This window comes from Peribacillus sp. FSL P2-0133 (assembly GCF_037975445.1).
GTDB classification, from domain to species: domain Bacteria; phylum Bacillota; class Bacilli; order Bacillales; family DSM-1321; genus Peribacillus; species Peribacillus simplex_E.
The window spans coordinates 4,377,280-4,396,091 of record NZ_CP150254.1; the positions used below are offsets into that span (position 1 = coordinate 4,377,280).

Annotated in this window: 15 protein-coding genes; 7 read left to right on the forward strand and 8 right to left on the reverse strand. The window is 39.2% G+C overall.

Annotated elements, in window-relative coordinates:
• Positions 1-496 precede the first annotated feature (496 nt).
• Positions 497-1,480: a GMP reductase gene (gene guaC, locus MKY17_RS21040; protein WP_098372053.1), complete on the forward strand. Its 984-nt coding sequence runs from the start codon at positions 497-499 to the stop codon at positions 1,478-1,480.
• 60 nt (positions 1,481-1,540) lie between these two features.
• On the opposite strand, the gene MKY17_RS21045 is transcribed toward guaC, so the two are convergent.
• Complete coding sequence (locus tag MKY17_RS21045) at positions 1,541-1,882, reverse strand: zinc ribbon domain-containing protein YjdM (RefSeq protein WP_098372052.1); 342 nt, start codon at positions 1,880-1,882, stop codon at positions 1,541-1,543.
• A 158-nt stretch (positions 1,883-2,040) separates the two neighbouring features.
• Here MKY17_RS21045 and MKY17_RS21050 point away from each other — a divergent pair, with 158 nt between their 5' ends.
• The 4 genes from MKY17_RS21050 (at position 2,041) to MKY17_RS21065 (ending at position 6,529) form a co-directional block, all read left to right on the forward strand.
• The gene (locus MKY17_RS21050) at positions 2,041-2,730 is read left to right on the forward strand and encodes a response regulator transcription factor (RefSeq protein WP_098372051.1); all 690 of its coding nucleotides are present in this window, start codon (positions 2,041-2,043) and stop codon (positions 2,728-2,730) included.
• Positions 2,727-3,731 carry a sensor histidine kinase gene (locus MKY17_RS21055; RefSeq protein ID WP_098372050.1) on the forward strand — a complete coding sequence of 335 codons (1,005 nt, stop codon included), beginning with the start codon at positions 2,727-2,729 and terminating at the stop codon, positions 3,729-3,731. The genes MKY17_RS21050 and MKY17_RS21055 overlap by 4 nt, the downstream gene beginning before the upstream one ends.
• A gap of 100 nt (positions 3,732-3,831) precedes the next feature.
• Entirely contained in the window at positions 3,832-4,593 is a 762-nt protein-coding gene (locus MKY17_RS21060) for an ABC transporter ATP-binding protein (RefSeq protein WP_098372095.1), read from the forward strand.
• On the forward strand, positions 4,583-6,529 hold the full coding sequence (locus MKY17_RS21065) for an ABC transporter permease (RefSeq protein WP_098372049.1): 1,947 nt from the start codon (positions 4,583-4,585) through the stop codon (positions 6,527-6,529). Before MKY17_RS21060 ends, MKY17_RS21065 begins: the two co-directional genes overlap by 11 nt.
• A 50-nt stretch (positions 6,530-6,579) precedes the next feature.
• Here MKY17_RS21065 and MKY17_RS21070 read toward each other — a convergent pair whose 3' ends face one another.
• Positions 6,580-7,644 carry an NAD(P)/FAD-dependent oxidoreductase gene (locus MKY17_RS21070; RefSeq protein ID WP_098372048.1) on the reverse strand — a complete coding sequence of 355 codons (1,065 nt, stop codon included), beginning with the start codon at positions 7,642-7,644 and terminating at the stop codon, positions 6,580-6,582.
• Between the two features lie 642 nt (positions 7,645-8,286).
• Positions 8,287-9,927: a PucR family transcriptional regulator gene (locus MKY17_RS21075; protein ID WP_098372047.1), complete on the reverse strand. Its 1,641-nt coding sequence runs from the start codon at positions 9,925-9,927 to the stop codon at positions 8,287-8,289.
• Between the two features lie 444 nt (positions 9,928-10,371).
• Between MKY17_RS21075 and MKY17_RS21080 the strand changes: the two genes are divergently transcribed.
• Together MKY17_RS21080 and MKY17_RS21085 are read left to right on the forward strand one after the other, a co-directional pair.
• On the forward strand, positions 10,372-11,493 hold the full coding sequence (locus MKY17_RS21080; RefSeq protein WP_098372046.1) for an alanine dehydrogenase: 1,122 nt from the start codon (positions 10,372-10,374) through the stop codon (positions 11,491-11,493).
• Between the two features lie 348 nt (positions 11,494-11,841).
• On the forward strand, positions 11,842-13,209 hold the full coding sequence (locus tag MKY17_RS21085; protein ID WP_098372045.1) for an APC family permease: 1,368 nt from the start codon (positions 11,842-11,844) through the stop codon (positions 13,207-13,209).
• Positions 13,210-13,445: 236 nt separating this feature from the next.
• Here MKY17_RS21085 and phnX read toward each other — a convergent pair whose 3' ends face one another.
• From phnX to MKY17_RS21110, 5 genes are read right to left on the reverse strand one after another with little or no spacing between them, the layout of a single operon-like run.
• Positions 13,446-14,261 carry a phosphonoacetaldehyde hydrolase gene (phnX, locus tag MKY17_RS21090; RefSeq protein WP_098372044.1) on the reverse strand — a complete coding sequence of 272 codons (816 nt, stop codon included), beginning with the start codon at positions 14,259-14,261 and terminating at the stop codon, positions 13,446-13,448.
• Positions 14,258-15,352: a 2-aminoethylphosphonate--pyruvate transaminase gene (gene phnW, locus MKY17_RS21095; protein ID WP_098372043.1), complete on the reverse strand. Its 1,095-nt coding sequence runs from the start codon at positions 15,350-15,352 to the stop codon at positions 14,258-14,260. The genes phnX and phnW overlap by 4 nt, the downstream gene beginning before the upstream one ends.
• A gap of 25 nt (positions 15,353-15,377) precedes the next feature.
• Positions 15,378-16,370, reverse strand: coding sequence for an extracellular solute-binding protein (locus tag MKY17_RS21100; protein WP_144549152.1), 993 nt, complete (start codon positions 16,368-16,370; stop codon positions 15,378-15,380).
• A gap of 13 nt (positions 16,371-16,383) precedes the next feature.
• A complete protein-coding gene (locus MKY17_RS21105; RefSeq protein ID WP_098372041.1) occupies positions 16,384-18,000 on the reverse strand; it encodes an ABC transporter permease subunit in 1,617 nt (538 codons plus the stop codon).
• Positions 17,993-18,745 carry an ABC transporter ATP-binding protein gene (locus MKY17_RS21110; RefSeq protein WP_098372040.1) on the reverse strand — a complete coding sequence of 251 codons (753 nt, stop codon included), beginning with the start codon at positions 18,743-18,745 and terminating at the stop codon, positions 17,993-17,995. Before MKY17_RS21110 ends, MKY17_RS21105 begins: the two co-directional genes overlap by 8 nt.
• Between the last annotated feature and the right edge of the window lie 67 nt (positions 18,746-18,812).

Genomic DNA, 18,812 nt, shown 5'->3' on the forward strand with positions numbered 1-18,812 from the left:
TCTTAACCAAGGTGCTGGTTGAAACCATTCCCATTAGGTCGACAAACTCAAAGAAAGCGAGTTCACCTGCAGATTGCCTGGAGAGGAAACAACGTTCCCATTTTACAAACCTACAAAAAAACTATTGGCAAACAATTATTATTTAGTTTGTAAACAAAAGGAGTTCTATCTAAATAAAACAAAGTTGATTGGAGCGGGTGTGCGAGACTCCTGCTTAGAAAAGCGAGTCCTGGGGAGACCCCACAGGCGCAAAAGCGCCGAGTGCGGACCGCCCACGGAAAGCGAGTGCCTGAAGAGGAAATCAACGTTCCATAGTATCATGTTCGTTCGCCTTTTTCAGCTTCCTGCCTTTTAACGGATTTTCCATCAAGCTGAAATAAAATCAAAATAAAACCATTAAATTTTTGACTTACTGTCAAAAATGATGTACATTACCTATTGGGCGAACAATTTTAATAAAAAAATATAAAAATATTCGTATATAGAGGTGCATAACATGGAAAACGTGTTTGATTATGAAGATATTCAATTAATTCCTGCAAAATGTGTAGTAAATAGTCGTTCTGAGTGTGATACATCCGTTACTTTGGGTAAACATACATTCAAGTTACCTGTAGTACCTGCCAATATGCAAACGATCATTGATGAAAAGATTGCCATTTACTTAGCTGAAAACGGTTACTTTTATGTAATGCATCGTTTTGAGCCAGAAAACCGACTGACTTTCATTAAAGATATGCATTCACGAGAGTTGATCGCTTCCATCAGTGTCGGCGTTAAAGAAGAAGAATACGGATTCATTGAACAATTATCGGCTGACAACATTGTGCCTGAATACATTACTATAGATATTGCACACGGCCATTCCAATGCCGTGATAAAGATGATACAGCATATTAAAAAACATTTACCTGAAAGTTTTGTCATAGCAGGAAATGTGGGAACTCCTGAAGCGGTACGGGAATTGGAACATGCCGGTGCGGATGCTACAAAGGTTGGCATCGGGCCAGGGAAAGTTTGCATCACTAAAATCAAGACTGGATTTGGAACGGGCGGCTGGCAGCTAGCTGCACTTCGCTGGTGTGCAAAAGCGGCAAGCAAGCCAATCATAGCTGACGGCGGCATTCGCACGAATGGTGATATTGCTAAATCTGTTAGATTTGGAGCTTCCATGGTCATGATCGGTTCACTATTTGCTGGACATGAAGAGTCTCCAGGTCAAACGATCGAGAAAGATGGAAAGGCCTTTAAAGAATACTTTGGTTCAGCTTCTGAATTCCAAAAAGGTGAAAAGAAAAACGTTGAAGGTAAAAAGATGTATGTCGAGCACAAAGGATCTTTGGAAGATACATTGAAGGAAATGGAACAAGATCTTCAGTCTTCCATTTCATATTCCGGCGGAACCAAGTTGGAAGCCATCCGGAATGTGGACTATGTGGTCGTTAAGAACTCAATCTTTAACGGTGACAAAGTTTATTAAGAAGGAATCATTAACGTAATAAAGAACGGCCTAATCAATGGATTAGGCCGTTTTTTATAATTATATCTTTTTAACAAATTGGGATTTTAATTTCATTGCACCAAAACCATCAATCTTGCAATCAATATCATGATCTCCATCAACTAGACGGATGCTTTTGACTTTAGTGCCCATTTTTAAGACGGATGAGCTCCCTTTCACTTTAAGGTCCTTGATTACCGTAACGGTATCACCATCGTTCAAGGCATTTCCATTAGCATCCTTGATAATCTTCTTTTGATCACCATTTTCCGTTTCCGCTTCCACCGCCCACTCATGGGCGCATTCCGGGCAAACAAAAAGGCTTCCGTCTTCGTATGTATATTCTGAATCACATGCAGGGCAATTAGGAAAATCAGACATAAATTCACTTCCTCCATTCGTTATTGTCAATTCTAATATAATAATGGTTTACACACAACCGTCAGGCTATTACAGTTCCTGTTCCTCCCTACCTCTAGAACCTATAGAGTTTTTACTATATACTTTTAAGAAAATGCTGGAAAGTGCGGTGAACCCTTTTGTTTAAACTACTATTGATAGAAGATGATACGACGTTATTCAATGAAATTAAAGATAGATTGGCGCAATGGTCTTATGATATTTACGGAATCGGCGATTTTAGTAAAGTGGTTCAGGAATTCACGGAAATAAAACCTGATTTGGTCATCATTGATATACAGTTACCGAAGTTTGATGGGTTTCATTGGTGCAGAATGATCCGGTCCCATTCCAATGTTCCCATCATCTTTTTATCTTCCCGTGATCATCCTACCGACATGGTGATGTCCATGCAGCTTGGAGCTGATGATTTTATCCAGAAGCCTTTTCATTTCGATGTACTCATCGCAAAGATACAGGCCACCCTACGCCGTGTCTATAATTACAATACCGAAAAGGTCGAGTTGAAAACCTGGTGCGGCGCAACTGTGGATTACGAGAAGAACACGGTGTCGGCCGAGACTGGCACAATCGAATTGACGAAAAATGAAATTTTCATCTTAAAAAAACTCATTGAACAGAAAAACAAGATCGTAAGCCGTGAAGAATTGATCAACAGCTTATGGGATGACAAACGTTTCATAAGCGATAACACCCTTACAGTGAATGTGAACCGTTTACGAAAGAGATTGGATGAACTGGGTTTAGGGCATTTTATCGAAACGAAGGTTGGACAGGGCTATATCGCCGTAGAAGAGGCAAATGCATGATCAGAAAATTTCTCGTGGAAAGGTTCAGCTGGATCATATTCTACATACTTCTTCATCTATTCATTATCTTTGTCGCTTATCTTGATACGGCGATACCGTTAAAGCCCATACTGTATATTGTTTTTTTATCATTGCTCATATTCATTATATTTTTGATATTCCGCTATAAAAAAGAAACATATTTTTATAAAAGTTTAGAAGCGCGGGAAGACAACCTGGATATTACGAATATAGCCGAACCAGAAAGTCCTTTCGAAAAAATCATAGAAAACAGCATCATTAACCAAACCGAAATATTGAAGCAATCGGCATCAATTGGTCAGATGACTTTAGAGCAGGAGAAGGATGAATTATTAGCTTGGATTCATGAAGTGAAGACACCATTGACGGCGATGCATTTAATGATTGACCGCTTGGATGATGAATTGCTGAAATCGCATTTGACTTATGAGTGGCTCCGCATTCACCTACTTCTTGATCAGCAGCTCCATCAAGGGCGCATGCCTTTCATCGAAAATGATTTGTATATAGAGAAAACCGATTTGGAAACAATAATCTTTGATGAGATTAAAACGCTGCAATCATGGTGCATTCAAAAAGGGATCGGCTTCGACATACAATTGGATGTAACCGAAGTGCTTACTGATGCCAAATGGCTGGCCTTCATCATGAGGCAGCTCTTGACCAACTCCATTAAATACAGTGAAAACTCAGATATCCTGATATATAGCCATGAACAAGCTGGACAAATGGTTCTTGAAGTGAAAGATTCTGGACGGGGCATCGACCCAAAGGATTTATCCCGCATATTTGATAAAGGATTCACTTCCACGACAAATCATCGTGACACTGCGGCAACAGGCATGGGTTTATATTTAACAAAGAATGCAGCCGAGTCCCTATTCATCTCCATTGACGTGAAATCAGAGCTTGGAACCGGAACGACCTTTACCTTGACCTTCCCAAAAAGGAATGATTTCGTGAATATCACAAGCATGTGACAAAAGTGTCACATGCTTTTATTCTTTGTTCGTCCAAACGAAGGAAAAGAAATACATGGCCTTTTATAATGAGGATATAGAAAAAAAGGAGTGTATCCAAATGAATATATTAGAAGCGAAAAAAATCCATAAAAGCTATGGTAATAAATTCAATAAACAAGAAGTATTAAAGGGTCTTGATATAAGCATACAAGAAGGTGAATTCGTAAGTATCATGGGTGCATCCGGTTCAGGAAAAACGACTTTACTTAATGTCCTTTCCTCGATTGATAAAATCAGCAACGGCACCATTACGATCGATGGAAAAGAGATTTCGGGGATGAAAGAAAAGAAGTTGGCCGAATTCCGTAAGAACCATCTAGGCTTCATCTTCCAGGAATATAACTTATTGGACACACTGACTGTCAAAGAAAATATCCTTCTGCCCTTGTCCATTACCAAAACGCCCAATAACGAAGCGGCACAAAAGTTTGATAGCGTGGCGAAGGAACTTGGCATATATGAAGTGAAGGATAAATACCCAAATGAAATTTCCGGCGGTCAAAAACAGCGTACGTCTGCAGCACGGGCTTTCATCCATGATCCAAGCATCATATTTGCGGATGAACCGACTGGGGCGCTTGATTCCAAATCAGCTTCCGATTTACTGAACAAACTGAGCGAAATGAATCAAAAGCGCAAAGCGACCATCATCATGGTAACCCATGATCCAGTGGCGGCTAGTTATTGCAGCCGAGTCATTTTCATTAAAGATGGACAAATATATACACAATTGAATAAAGGTGAACAATCCAGACAAACCTTCTTCAAGGACATCATGAAAACACAAGGTGTATTGGGAGGGGTTCAAAATGAGCATTAATCAACTCATCTTGCGAAATTTGAAGAAAAATCTGAAGAACTATTATCTGTATGTGTTTGCCCTGGTCTTCAGCGCTTCCCTTTACTTTGCTTTTGTCACCTTGCAATATGACCCAGCGCTGGATGAAGCGGAGGGTACGGTGAAAGGGGCCGCCTCCATCAAGGCTGCATCGATCCTGCTTGTTGCAATTGTTTCCATATTCCTTTTATATGCAAATAGCATTTTCATAAAAAGACGCAGTAAAGAAATTGGCTTATTCCAATTGATAGGCATGACGAAGAACAGGATATTCCGGATCCTGAGTGTGGAAAACCTGATCCTGTATTACTGTTCCGTATTCCTGGGAATCTTTGTAGGGTTTGCCGCTTCAAAATTGATTATCATGATCCTATTTAAAATAATGGGTGTCCAGGCAATCGCAACCCTTAAATTTTCTTTTCAGCCGCTAGTGCAAACCTTGCTCGTTTTTAGCGCCATCTATCTTTTCATCATGTTGATGAATTATGCCTTCATTAAAAGGCAGACCATTCTATCATTATTTAGAGTGACTTCAATGACGGAAGGAAAAGTGAAAAAGGTTTCGATGTTCGAAATGATCCTCGGGATATTCGGGATCATCCTGATCATTGCTGGCTATGTCGTTTCATCCAAATTATTCGATGGAGCTTTTACAGAGATGACCGAGCTTTTTATGGCCATGATATTCATTTTGGCAACCGTCATCATCGGTACCTACCTATTCTATAAAGGATCCGTAAGCTTCATCTTTAATATCATCCGTAAAAAGAAAAATGGCTATTTGAACATTAATGAAGTATTGTCCCTTTCATCCATCATGTTCCGGATGAAATCGAATGCGATATTATTGACGATCATCACGACCGTTTCCGCTTTGGCGATCGGGTTATTATCATTAAGCTATATCTCCTACTACTCAGCGGAGAAAATGGCACAAAGCTCTATCCCCACCGATTTTTCGATGACGGATACGGAAGATGCAGATGCATTCAAAAAAGCATTATCAGACAGTAAAATTGATTATGACGAAAAGGTGATCGATGTCATTCAAGTGGATGTCAATGTAAAGGAAATAATGGAAACGAGCCTCGAAGGAGTGAACTTTGATCCTGACATCATGACTGTTCCCGTCATCAGTGATGAATCCGTTAAAGGAATCAACCTTGCTGAAGATGAGACCCTTTTCAGCGGATACAGTAATATGATGGAGAAGGTCATGTCCTTGAAGGATTCCGGAAAGATTGAACTGAAGGGCAAAAACGAAGTGATTCCGCAAACATACATGGGATTGAATGATGATAGCATCCTGTCCTATTACTTCACGAATGGCGGATTGCCCGTTGCCATTGTAGACCAAACGATTTTCGACCGTTTGAAAAAGGATGTCGACCCGAAGATCCAAAAAGTATCATCTGTAAATATCGGTATTGATGTGAAGGATGAAGCTGAACTTGAAAAAGCGAATGATCTATTCAATAAAATGAGTTTTAAAGAAGAACATGTGAATGATTCCCAATTTGAAATGTTCAACACTCAGAAGAAGAATATGGGTCTTATCATGTTCATCGTCGCTTTCTTGGGATTAACCTTCCTCATCACATCCGGTTGCATCCTGTATTTCAAGCAAATGGATGAAAGTGAAGGTGAAAAATCCAATTACACCATCTTAAGGAAACTGGGATTCACGCGAGGTGACTTGTTAAGAGGAATCCAAGCAAAACAAGTTTTCAATTTCGGCATTCCTTTAGTCGTCGGGCTGCTTCATAGTTATTTCGCAGTCCAATCAGGATGGTTCTTATTCGGGACCGAAGTTTGGACACCGATGATCATCGTTATGGCATTATACACGGCATTGTATTCGATCTTCGGAATCCTTTCCGTATTTCATTACAAGAAGGTCATTAAAGAATCTCTATAAGTGCTAAAAAGCTCCAGGGCCCATGAGGCCCTGGAGCTTTTATTTTCCCTTTAAAGTACCCCAGCCGGTTTCATCATTTCCTTGATCAATTCCCTGTTGCGCTTTTTAAAGATTTCATTATGGGAAGAAACCATCCCCACTCCGTGTGCGTCAGGCTGGATATATTGCTTTGCTTTGTTTACGGCATTTGCTGCATCTTGAAAAGTACCTGCTATTAGGTTCAATTTACCTTCATGCTTAAGGATATCACCGGCAGCGTATATTCCATCCATCGAGGATTGACTTGAAGAAGTACCTTCAATATAATAATTGTCGGCTATGGCTATATCCACTTTACTATTTCGAAGCAGCGATGTATCACGCTCATAACCATGATTGATGATGACTTCGTCGATCGGCAAGTAAGAAACCTCTCCCGTTGCGTGATTCGTCAGTTCAACATGCTCAATTGATTCATGATCAGCGCAGGCGATCAGTTTTGTAATCGTCGTATTCAAAAAACAAACAGCAGAGCTTTCCATCAATTGCCTTGCTTGTGATTCATGACCTGCTAAACTATCTTTCCTGTATGTCAGATACACCTTTTTGGCGATGGGCTCCAATTCATTTGCCCAGTCTATAGCAGAATTCCCGCCGCCTGAAATGATCACCGTCTTATCCTTGAATCGATTGAAAGACTTAACAGTGTAGTTTAAATTGGAGACTTCAAACCTTTCTGCCCCGTCTATTTCCAACTTTTGCGGATTCAGAATTCCGCCGCCAACCGCGACAATGATCGTCTTGGAAAAGTGCATTTGACCTGAAGCCGTATGTAAAACGAAGATACCTTCTTCATTCCGTGTGATGGATTCCACTTTTTCATTCAAGACGACTGTTGGATTGAATGTTAAACCTTGCTCCACTAGCTGCTCAATTAATTTTTCCCCAGTAGTGGGTGTCAGCCCTCCTACATCCCAAATCATTTTCTCCGGATAGACATGAATTTTCCCGCCTAGCCGTGGCTGGTATTCAATCAGTTTAACTTTCATTTCTCTAAGTCCGCTATAAAAAGTGGAGTAAAGGCCTGCTGGCCCTCCCCCAATAACCGTTACATCAAATAAATCTTGCTGTTCCATTTACGTCCACTCCCCGGTAACCAAATGTGATTGATTATCATTCTCATTTAATGGTACACTCTTTTTTCATTTTTTACAATAAGCAGACATTAAATAACTCTGTTCATTTTAAAAATCTACAAAGTTGTGTATTTCCAATCACTAAAACTTACCATTCATTAAGAAAGTATGAATGGTAAATGGAGTAAGGGTATGGGACGTTAATATTATTGCTAAATTATTTTTATCCTCTGTCTTAATATGATTATTGATAGTATAAATAATATGGAATTAATACTTGCAAGTGATTGGTGCTGCGACATACTCCTACATTTAAGTATCATTATGCCTGAATATGGTAGGTTAACTTCAACATTAAACATACAGTAGATACAGTATTTTGAGATAACAGATGATGTCATATATTAAATGCCCGTTTTTTACTATATTAGAAAAGTTGACCCGTTTTAATAAAGTGTTCAACATATCTGTTCGCTGCATTCTGATTAAATCCAATCCAAGATTTGTTCTCTTCAGAGGGCAAATCCAATGAAATAGCTACAATCGTATAGAGAGTTTTTTCTTTTCGTATCATTAGAAAGCAGACAAGAGATATTGCGGAACACAATGTAACCTATGCGCCCCGTGGTTGCCGGTTGATAACTACTTCGTAGGTACTCCCACTTGTTGTATGAGTTGATATGCTTTCAAAGCCATTTCAACGTTTAATCTGTTCTCCGGCATATCAAAATCAAAATCAAGAATCTTTTTTATTTTTTCCAGCCGATGATAGAGTGTTTGTCTTACAATATGTAATTTTTGAGCAGTAAGCTTCTTTGATCGATCAAGCTCAAAGTATTTTGCTAAGGTCAGAAGCAATTCCGTTCCATATTCCTTATCATAGGATATTAAAGGAGAGAGATAGTCCTCAATAAAATGGGCTGTATCTTGATCATGCTGAATTAATTGTATCAACCGAAAGATGCCAAGGTCTTCGTAAAAGGCACTTGTTGAAAACGTACGATAATTTAAAGCTAACTGCGCTTCTCGATAACCAGTATGAGCATCCAAAAGTAACTGGTATTGCCGTCCAGCGCCTATTCGGATTTGGCTAGATTCACCTTCTTTAACATATAGCAAGGCATCGATCACTTTCAAGAAGCGTGCCTTAGAGGAATCGGCAGTTCCGAGATCAATAGCTAATACAATAATTTGATTTCTTATTGATGTGATATAGGGTGTAAAAGAATATTTTGCGAACCCAGATCGAATTTTTAAAGAATAATGATATATAGCAGATTCATTTTCTTCATCCGATAAACTTAATGAAGACGGATGAAAAACATCTTCGATATCAACGATTGCAACTCGATAATGTATAGAAGCGCGCTTAGATTTTAACGAAATAAATCCCCTTGCTTGTTCCTCATTATTGATGCGTCTATAAAGTAAATCATTTAGCCAAGTAGATTCTAAACGTAATCGTTTTTCGTCCAAATAATGTTTGCGCAGTAAGTCTTGTGAGATTGCTAGAGAAGCACGATCAAGGATTAGGAAATCGAATTCATCCGATTCACGATCTAAAACCATAACAAGGTACGCCCAGATTTGATCCATTGCTCCAATCGGTTGGAGAAGAATAGTATGGTTTAATGCCTTCCATTCAACGGGCGAATCATTTGTAATTCGGTCATGCCAGTGTTCTTTATCTTCATAAATGGTTTGAAGTAGCTGTTCCATAAATTCATTTTTCAATCCTGGAATCGAAAAAGGTGTTCCTTCTATAGGAAGATAGATAATTGGTGCTTCTGTCTTCTGTTGCAACAACTTTAAAATATTTGATAACCCATGAGTAGTGAGTGACAATGAATGGAACTTTCTTGATATCGAATCTAATGTAACCAACTTCTCATGATGAGCATTAATGATAAACGAATGTAGATCCTGTGCTATTTCAACGAAATTTATGAATTCTTTGAAAATAATAATCGGAAAGTTATACTCATTTGCCATCTCGATCATTTCATTAGGGACCTTTTCGAAGTAGTGTCCAAGCTCTATACATAAACATGAGGCGTTGCGTTCGATAAGATTTAACAAAAATGAAGTATTAGAGGAGTCTCTCCATTCAAACCCAAATCCGGTGGAGAGTATCAGTTCCCCTCCCTGAAAGATGGTATCATCAAAAAACGGGATTTCAAGGACATGTGTCCATTTCACTTGACGGTGCAACCCGTTTGCCCCCGCAACTACCTCAGTCTTTGAAAAGAGTGAGCGCTTAAGAACATCTTGTACTGTAAGCATATGTACCTCCTCATTTAATAATTGTTAGCTGTATCATTTTATTATAACTATACTAGAAAGTCTAAGCCCATAAAATATGGATCCCTATCTCGTTTAACCCCAAGTAATGTTCTTTTACGTGCTTTGATGAAATACCTTAATCAACCTGAGAATCTTTCATGCTGGTATCCATTTACACCATATTTCATCAGTTATATGTGCACATGAATATATTCTATAGAATAACGGTGGAGTACTGAAACTACTAAAACATTAGATGAACAATGGAAAAATTATCACTTTTTCACCAATGCTGCATTCATAAAAGTTCAAGACGACCAAAAGTGCTTGGTTAAAAAAAAACTAATATGCATTTAACCTCGTGTCTAATGAAAGGGTTATCATTTCCCTGTAAGATTTTAGAATGTTCAATAAATTAAATACATTTAAAAAGGAGAATGAACAATGATAGTAGGAGTTCCTAAAGAATTAAAAACCGCAGAGACTAGAGTGGGATTAAATCCATCATGGGTAAAAAAATTAACAGCTTTCGGTCATGAAGTACTAATACAAAGCATGGCAGGTGAAGCTAGTGGTTTTTGTGACGAGAAATATATTTTGGCTGGAGCAAAAATAGTAAACACGATTGACGAAATTTATGAGAAGGCAGAATTTGTTGTTAAAGTGAAGGAGCTTCAACCATATGAATATGGCCTTCTTAAAGAAAATCAAATGATAATGGCATGGTTTCATTTGGCGGAAGATGTAAATCATGAGATGACACAGGCATTACTAGATAAAAAAGCAATTTCAATATCAATGGAATTAATCGTTTTACCTGATGGGACAAGACCTACGATTAAACCAATGAGTGAAATTGCAGGAACATTGGCAATGCTTGAAGCAGTCAAATATGCTCAATATGGTTATGGTGGAAAAGGAATACTTCTCCGGAAACTGGCCGGTTTACCGTCGAGCAAAGTATTCATACTTGGTGGTGGCAATGCTGGACTCAATACTGCGCAAGTTGCTGTGGGCCTTGGATTGAATGTAACAATCATGGAAGCCTCAATGAAACGCATCGATTATTTGAACAATCAGTTGCCACAGGTGGACATTTTGTGTTGGGATAAAGATATAATGTTCGAAGAACTTATTCAAAGTGATGTTTTAATTAATACAATTTATCCGATGCCAGGGGTAACCGAACCTCTCATAACACGAGAGATGGTCAGTAAGATGCAACCTAATTCCATTATTATTGATATTGCAGGAACGGGTATAATTGAAACCTCACATTATACGACTTTAGAGGAACCAGTTTACTACGAACAAGAAGTCCTACATTACTGTGTCCCGAATATGCCGGCTCTATGTCCACAAACCTCGACAAACATGATGTTGATGACAACCGGCCCATATATTATGGACATTGCGAATAATGGTTTGAAAGAGGTTATAGTAAATGATGTAATAGTAAGAAATTGTATCAGCACTTTGAACGGTGAAATTGTTCATCACGAAGTTGGGATCAATCATAACATGCCTTATACAGAAATAAAAACGGAGTTACTATTGTCCAAATAATAAAGCGTCCTTAGAGTTATCTCATATTCTTAGTTTTTCTATTGATTAGAAATCAGTATTCACGTTGAACAAGTCACTACTAAAGAAATTACAGGAGTCCGTAAAGATGCCAGTGAGAAGATTTTTGCAGGAATTATCTTTGTTGTTCTGCAGACGGAATTCCTTACGGGGAACGGGAAAATAAGTTCTACACAACAAGTTCATGGATAATTCAAAGCAGGCTCCCTAGCATCTTTCTGACTTTTATATAATTTCTAGAAAACCACGTATTAAAAAAGCTTTGGAAGTAATAATTTGAATCCCATTTATTATAAAAGTTAAATCAGGTAAAAGAGGTGAGTATTTTACATGACAAATTTAAGGAAAACAGATAGAACACTGACACTCATTCCAGTTGTGTTGTTTGGCTTTTCATTTATGGGGTTAACCACAGCTTTTACTACGTATGGTATTGCGGCTAATATTTCTCACGGTACGGTTCCGGGGGCAATGATAGTTGCTCTAGTGGTAATGATGTTTACTGCTTACAGTTATGGGAAAATGGCAATTGCGTTTCCATCTTCCGGTTCTGCTTATGTTTATACGCAAAAATCGATCAATCCCTCTGTTGGATTTCTTGTCGGATGGGTGATCTTAATGGATTATTTATTTATGCCAATGGTAAATTATTTAGTATTTGGTATTTTTTTCTCAGCAGCCTTTCCTTCCATTCCAAGTTACATCTGGATTGTAGGTATGCTGGTGCTCGTCACTTTTATTAATATTAAAGGATTAAAGTTTGCCACAAATGTAAACGCATTCATAACGATTTTCGCTTTACTTTTTATCCTTATCTTTATAGGTTTTTCTATTAAGGAAATTTTTATGGGCGAAAGCACGGCAACTCTTTTATCTCTTGAGCCATTCTATAATTCGAAAGAACCCTTTTCTTATACAATAGCTGGAGCAGCATTATTATGCTTTTGTTTCCTTGGGTTTGAATCAGTTACAGCGTTTGCGGAAGAGACAGTGAACCCTAAGAAAACAATTCCCCGAGCTATTATTTTAATTACCCTTGGTGGTGGTTTAATCTTTACAAGTGTTTCATATTTCTCGTATCTTGTATGGCCAGAGTATCACACATTTAATAATCCTGATTCGGCTGCCTATGAAATTATTAAACTTGTTGGTGGAAAGATGATGTACTCAATATATCTTGCGCTTTACGCATTAGCTGTATTGGGCAGTGCCATGTCATCCCAGGCAAGTGCATCACGAGTCCTCTATACGATGGGGCGCGATGGACAGTTTCCTAAAAAGTTCTTTGGTACCCTGCATCCGAGATATAGGACACCCGTAAATAATATACTGATCATTAGTTCTGTCTCTTTGCTTGCTTTATTTTTAAGTTTAGATCTTGTAGCATCATTTATTAATTTCGGGGCGTTTCTTGCGTATACTTGTGTTAATATTTCCGTAATTGCTCATTATTATATTAGAAATAGAGAACGTTCGGTAAAAGGAACTGTCTTATATTTAATTGTTCCTATTATTGGAGCTGCTCTTGATCTTTTACTACTTGTGAATCTTGATGTGCACTCAAAAATACTTGGAGTAAGTTGGTTAATAATAGGCATCATTTATTTACTTGTATTGACAAAAGGACTTAAAAAACAGCCACCAGAATTGAAAATCGAAGAAAATTATGATGTAGATTTAAAAAGCCAAGATGCTTAAAAATAAGATAAAAATACAGTTAAGACACGACTATTGTCGGTATGAGACATACAGTTCATTACTGGATCAATCTATCGAATGGTTATCTAACAAAAGATTGATGTCGTAAGTCAATCCTCACCTTGTAAAAGAAATAAAGAGAATCGAGATAGAACTCAGTCCAAAAGCGAAAAAGTGCAGCAATCCCTCATTCCTACTCAAGGATGAAAGATGCTGCACTTTTCTGGCACTGAATGTTAGCTTGAATGAGGTCTTTTCCCTTCTGTTATAAGAAGGGTGATTCGATCTATGAGTTCAGGCAGTTCCTCGATCGTTTTGATGGTGAAGTCTGCCCCGTTTTGCATAAAGGTGTCTGCCGTTTTAGAGATGAGATTTTGTTTATCTCGTTCTGGTAAACTTGTATACTCATTCAAACTCAATCCCATCTCGGAGCTTCCGACAATGATTCCGACCGACCATACCCCAGCATTGACTCCTTCTTGCATATCGGAAATGGTATCTCCTACCTTCACTACCTTCCATGATGCGGTTAACTTCAATTCTTCCATATTCCGATATATCATGTAAGGATAAGGCCTTCCAATCGAATGGGTTGCATCCGGGGTGACATGGAAATCCGGCCGATACCCCTTTTTCAAAGCATTTGCTACGACGACCTCCATCATTGTATCCGTATAACCCGTTGTCGACCCAATCTTCAGGCCACGATTTCTTAACGCTTCCACTGTCTCGATAACCCCTGGTATTGGATCTGTATAATCCGCCAATGACATCATCAATGCCGGTTCGAATTCAGCATATAGTTTTTCAACGTCTTCCTCATTGAATGGCCTTCCGTATTGTTCTTCCCATAACGAAGATATCCTTGGCATGGTCAGCATCGCACGAATATGGTCGATTTTCAGCATGCCCATCGGAGCTCTGGCTTCCTCCATCGTCACGTCAAGTCCAGCATTCTTAAAAATATCCACAAAAACATTCACTGGTGCAAAACATCCAAAATCCACAGCTGTTCCAGCCCAATCCAAAATGATTCCCTCTACCTTATTCATACTGTCACCTCTTTCATATATTTTTCTACGATCCTGCCAAGTTCCTCGATATCTTCTTCATGGATTTCGCCAATATTGCCGATTCGGAATGTATCTATGTCAGTCAGCTTTCCGGGGTATATTACGTAACCCCTCTCTTTGATAAAATTATAGAAGTCCCCGAAATCAAAGGTTTCATCAGGAAAAAGGAATGTTGTAATGATGGGCGATTGTTTATCAGGTGAAATATACGCATGAATGCCCAATTTACCCATCAGCTCCCTCAGCCTATCATTATTATTTTTATAGCGGGCGAATCTGGCTGGAATGCCGCCCTCTTCCGTTAATTCTTCCAACGCTTTAGCAAACGCGGCCACTACATGTGTCGGAGATGTGAAACGCCATTTTCCATCCTTGTCCATCTCTTTCCACTGATCATATAAATCCAGGGACAGACTGCGGGCATTGCCTTCACATGCCAACAATTTGTCAAGCTTTGCAATGACGAAACCAAAACCAGGGATTCCTTGAATGCATTTATTTGCACTGCTGATCAAATAATCAATTCCAAGTTCAGGTACATTCATGTCAACTCCGCCAAAGCTGCTCATCGCATCAATAATCAAGGTTTTCCCTTGTTCCTTTGATATCTTCGAAACCATTTCTATCGGATTTAAAATCCCTGTCGTCGTTTCACAATGAACCATTGCAATATGTGTGATGTCACTATCATCCAGTAAGATGTTCCGGATTTCAGTCTCCTTTGGAAATTCATTGTACTCAACGCCATATTCCACATGATTCAGTCCGATGCACTCGGCCATTTTCACAATCCTTTTTCCATATGCGCCATTCGTTATGATCAGCACTTTATCGGATTTTGAAAGTGCAGTCGTCAGCACAGATTCTACAACAAACGATCCGCTTCCCTGCATAAGTACAGCCGTATATTCTCCGTTTGCAGCATATGCCAATTCAAGAAGCTGGGCTCTGATTTTTTGCGTGATTTCTTTATAATCATTTTCCCACGTACAGCGGTCAACAAGCATTTCCTGTTTCACCGTACTTGTAGTGGTCAGCGGTCCAGGCGTTAAAAGTTTATATGTATTCATTTTCCTTCACTCCTCACTGTATTTATCATTGTGCTGATTTAAAGAACTCTTGATGCTGTTTTAATAATTCGACCGTTAGAGGCTGCTTGTATTTCTTAGGGTGGGCCGGTTTGTTCTTTTCCGTCACCTTTTCACCTTCATAAAGTGCGACCGGGTAATGTTTCAACAGTTCTTTTCTAGCATCTTTACTGATCGTTTCCGCCATTTTCATCGCTAAACTTGTTTTTGCTTCATTATCTTTTTTCACGACAGCTACAGATTCCGTGTAGGAGAAATTCCCCTCAGCCGGATCGACAAACTTGATCGGTAAGCCCGACTCTTTAGCCATCACGGCCTGATAGCGTAAACCAAAACCGGCAGCCACTTCCCCTGCTTGCACTTTATTGATTGGACCTGAACCTGAGCTCTCAAGATGCGGACCGCTATTTGCTATTAAGTCATGGAGAACCTTTTTCCCTTCTGCGTCACCGTATTGACTGATAATTGCTTGAACTAACAGCCACCCAGTTGAAGAGTCCAGGATGTTAGGAATTGAAACGAGCCCTTTATATTCCGGCTTTGTTAAGTCCTTAATCGTGGTCGGCATCTGCAGGCCTTTTTGTTTGAGAACTTCCGTATTCACAAAAATGGAACCGGTATTTGCCAAGATCGGCGTATAATAGGCTGGATTTTGTTCCAATGCTTTTGTACTGAATGACAGATCCTTAAACATGGAGTGCTGTTCTTGTGCACTTTCGATGAAATAGGAACTCATCGTCACGACATCAGCCTCGATTTCAGTGCCTTCTGCCAGCAGTTTCCCTCCTAATTCAGATGTGCCTAATGATTGAAGGACATATTTCCCTTCGTATCCGGCATCTTTCAAGGAAGTCTCCATTGCTGCAGTGGCTTCTTCATCACCATTCGTATAAATGACCACTTTTTCCTCATCTGCTTTGCCGCTGTTACGGCCCACCAATACAAATACCAAACCTAAAGCAACTAGAGACAGTAAGGCTATCTTCATCGTTTTAAACATAATATCCCCCTCATTAATGTTTGAATTGTCTTTTTTGATAATGATCACAAAGCAGCTTCACGACTAGATTTGTAAAAAAGATAAGTAAAGACAGGATGAATATTTCATTGAATTTGGCAAAATGCTGAAGCTCTTTAATTTTACTGGCCACCAATGTGGTTTGGGCGGTGACCAAAAAGATGATTCCGCTGATCGTCACCATACTATTGATGAAATAGTAGCTGAACATCTCGATGACCGTTGATGCCGAGTTAGGCAGGATGACACGATGAATTGTCCTGATCCAGCTATCCCCTAATAGATTCCCGGTGGTTTCCCAAGCAGGGTTCATTTTGGATAAAGAGTTCTTCGCCATTAAATAGGGTGTCGTAAAGAAATGGACCATGTTACATAGAATGATGATGGCAAAGGTCCCCTTCCAGCTGCTGCCGTTGAACAGCAGCAAATACGATAAACCCAACACCATTCCCGGTACTGTATTCGTCAACATCGAAATGACATCCATTGACGACTTCCCCTTAAGAGGCGTCCGGACATTCAAAACAGCCGAGCTAAAGGCGATGAACGTTCCCAGTACGGCCGTCATCAAGGCGACGAATAAGGAGTTTTTATAGACTGCCGTTAAATCGCTCGATTGGAATGTGTCGATAAAGTGCTTAAAGGTGAACGAGAGATCGTAAGGGAAACTAGTTAAAAATGGTGCAATGAACATGACCGCAAATACTGAAAACATCCCTATTAAGACCAGCAGCGAGATACCCCCAAAGCATATATCCCTACCTTTGTGCTGCGTCAATTCGATATCGCTGAACTTATCATAATGAAAGTTCAGTTTTTCGAGATAGTTTAATAGGAAAACACTGAATACTACCGGAATGAGCATGAGAATGGCAATCACTGCACCATTATTGAAATCAGGGATCGAACCTAGCATGACTTGATACAGTTGCGTCGCAACAACGGAGTAAGTCCCGCCGACTGAAGCCGGTATCCCAAAATCGGTAAAGCTCAAGATGAAGGAAAGTACAAAAGCTCCACCCAAAGTTCCCGCCAATGGCCGTATGATCGTATTCATGAAACTTCTTATCGTTCCGTCACCCATTAATTTTGAAACGATGATGAACTTTTTATCCATGTACTTGAAGGAATTATTAATGAGAAGAAACGCTGATGGCAATGTATAAATCACATAACCTATCAATAATCCATTAAATCCGTATATATCGAATAGATTCCTTCCAAAAATCTTCGTTATGATCCCTTGATTGCCGAAGGAGTAAATGATCGCGAACCCGAATGTGATTGTCGGCAGCAGCATCGGAATTAGGATCCCTGTTTTAATTACACTTTTTAATGGCCTATATAATCGGGTGCAATGGATGGAATAGGCCAGGAAAAAGGCTAAAACGGTCGTAATGACGGCTGTGAGACCTGAGATTTTCACGCTGTTTCCAAATGACTTCATCAGCTCTGCATTTGAAAGCACCGTTAGATAATTCGAGAGATTGATTCCATCAGCCGTTTCAAAAGAACGGACGAACAATGTGCCAATCGGCAAGAAAAGAAAAGCGGCAAATAGCAGTAAGATAGGTATATAAATGACTCTCATTGCCGGTTTTACATCAGGCATACTTTTCACCGAATAAGTTATAAATATTTTCTCTCTTGATCTCCAGTTGCTTAAGAATGAATTGCTTAACAAAATCATTGGCTGGCTGATTGATGATTTCTTGTGGTGATCCAAATTGAGAAATATTCCCTTGATTAATGATCAATATTTTATCGGACATCGTCAAAGCCTCTTCCGGGTCATGTGTCACTATAATCGTCGTCAGCTTATATTCCCGGGCAATGGATTTGATGCGTTCCTTTATCGATTCCTTGATCACACCATCCAAAGCACTCAGTGGCTCATCAAGTAATAAGATCTTCGGTTTCATTACAAGAGTCCTTGCGATCGAAACCCTTTGTTTCTGACCCCCGGATAATTCGCTGATCCTTTTTTTCAAATGCGGTGTCAATTCCAGGAAATCGATGTATTCCTGTAGCTCTTCCTTGGAAACGGATCCCTTCCTGTTCCTCAATCCATAAACGATATTTTCATAGGCGTTTAAATGAGGGAAAAGAGCGTAATCCTGGAAAACGATATTAAATCCCCGGTCTTTCATGGGCACGTTACTCAAATCGACATCATTGAAAATGATTTTTCCATGATTGATACCCGTCAAGCCCAAAATTATATGTAATAAAGTAGTTTTGCCGCTTCCACTTGGTCCTAATAGTGAAACGATCTCCCCCGTTTTAATTTCAAGATTTATATTATCCAAAACTGATTTTCCATCGAATTGCTTGCTAATATTTTGTAATTTTAGCAAACCGTTCACCTCCTTTAATACACCCTTAGTATAAAAGTCATTTGTAAAACGAATTTGAGATTTTTGT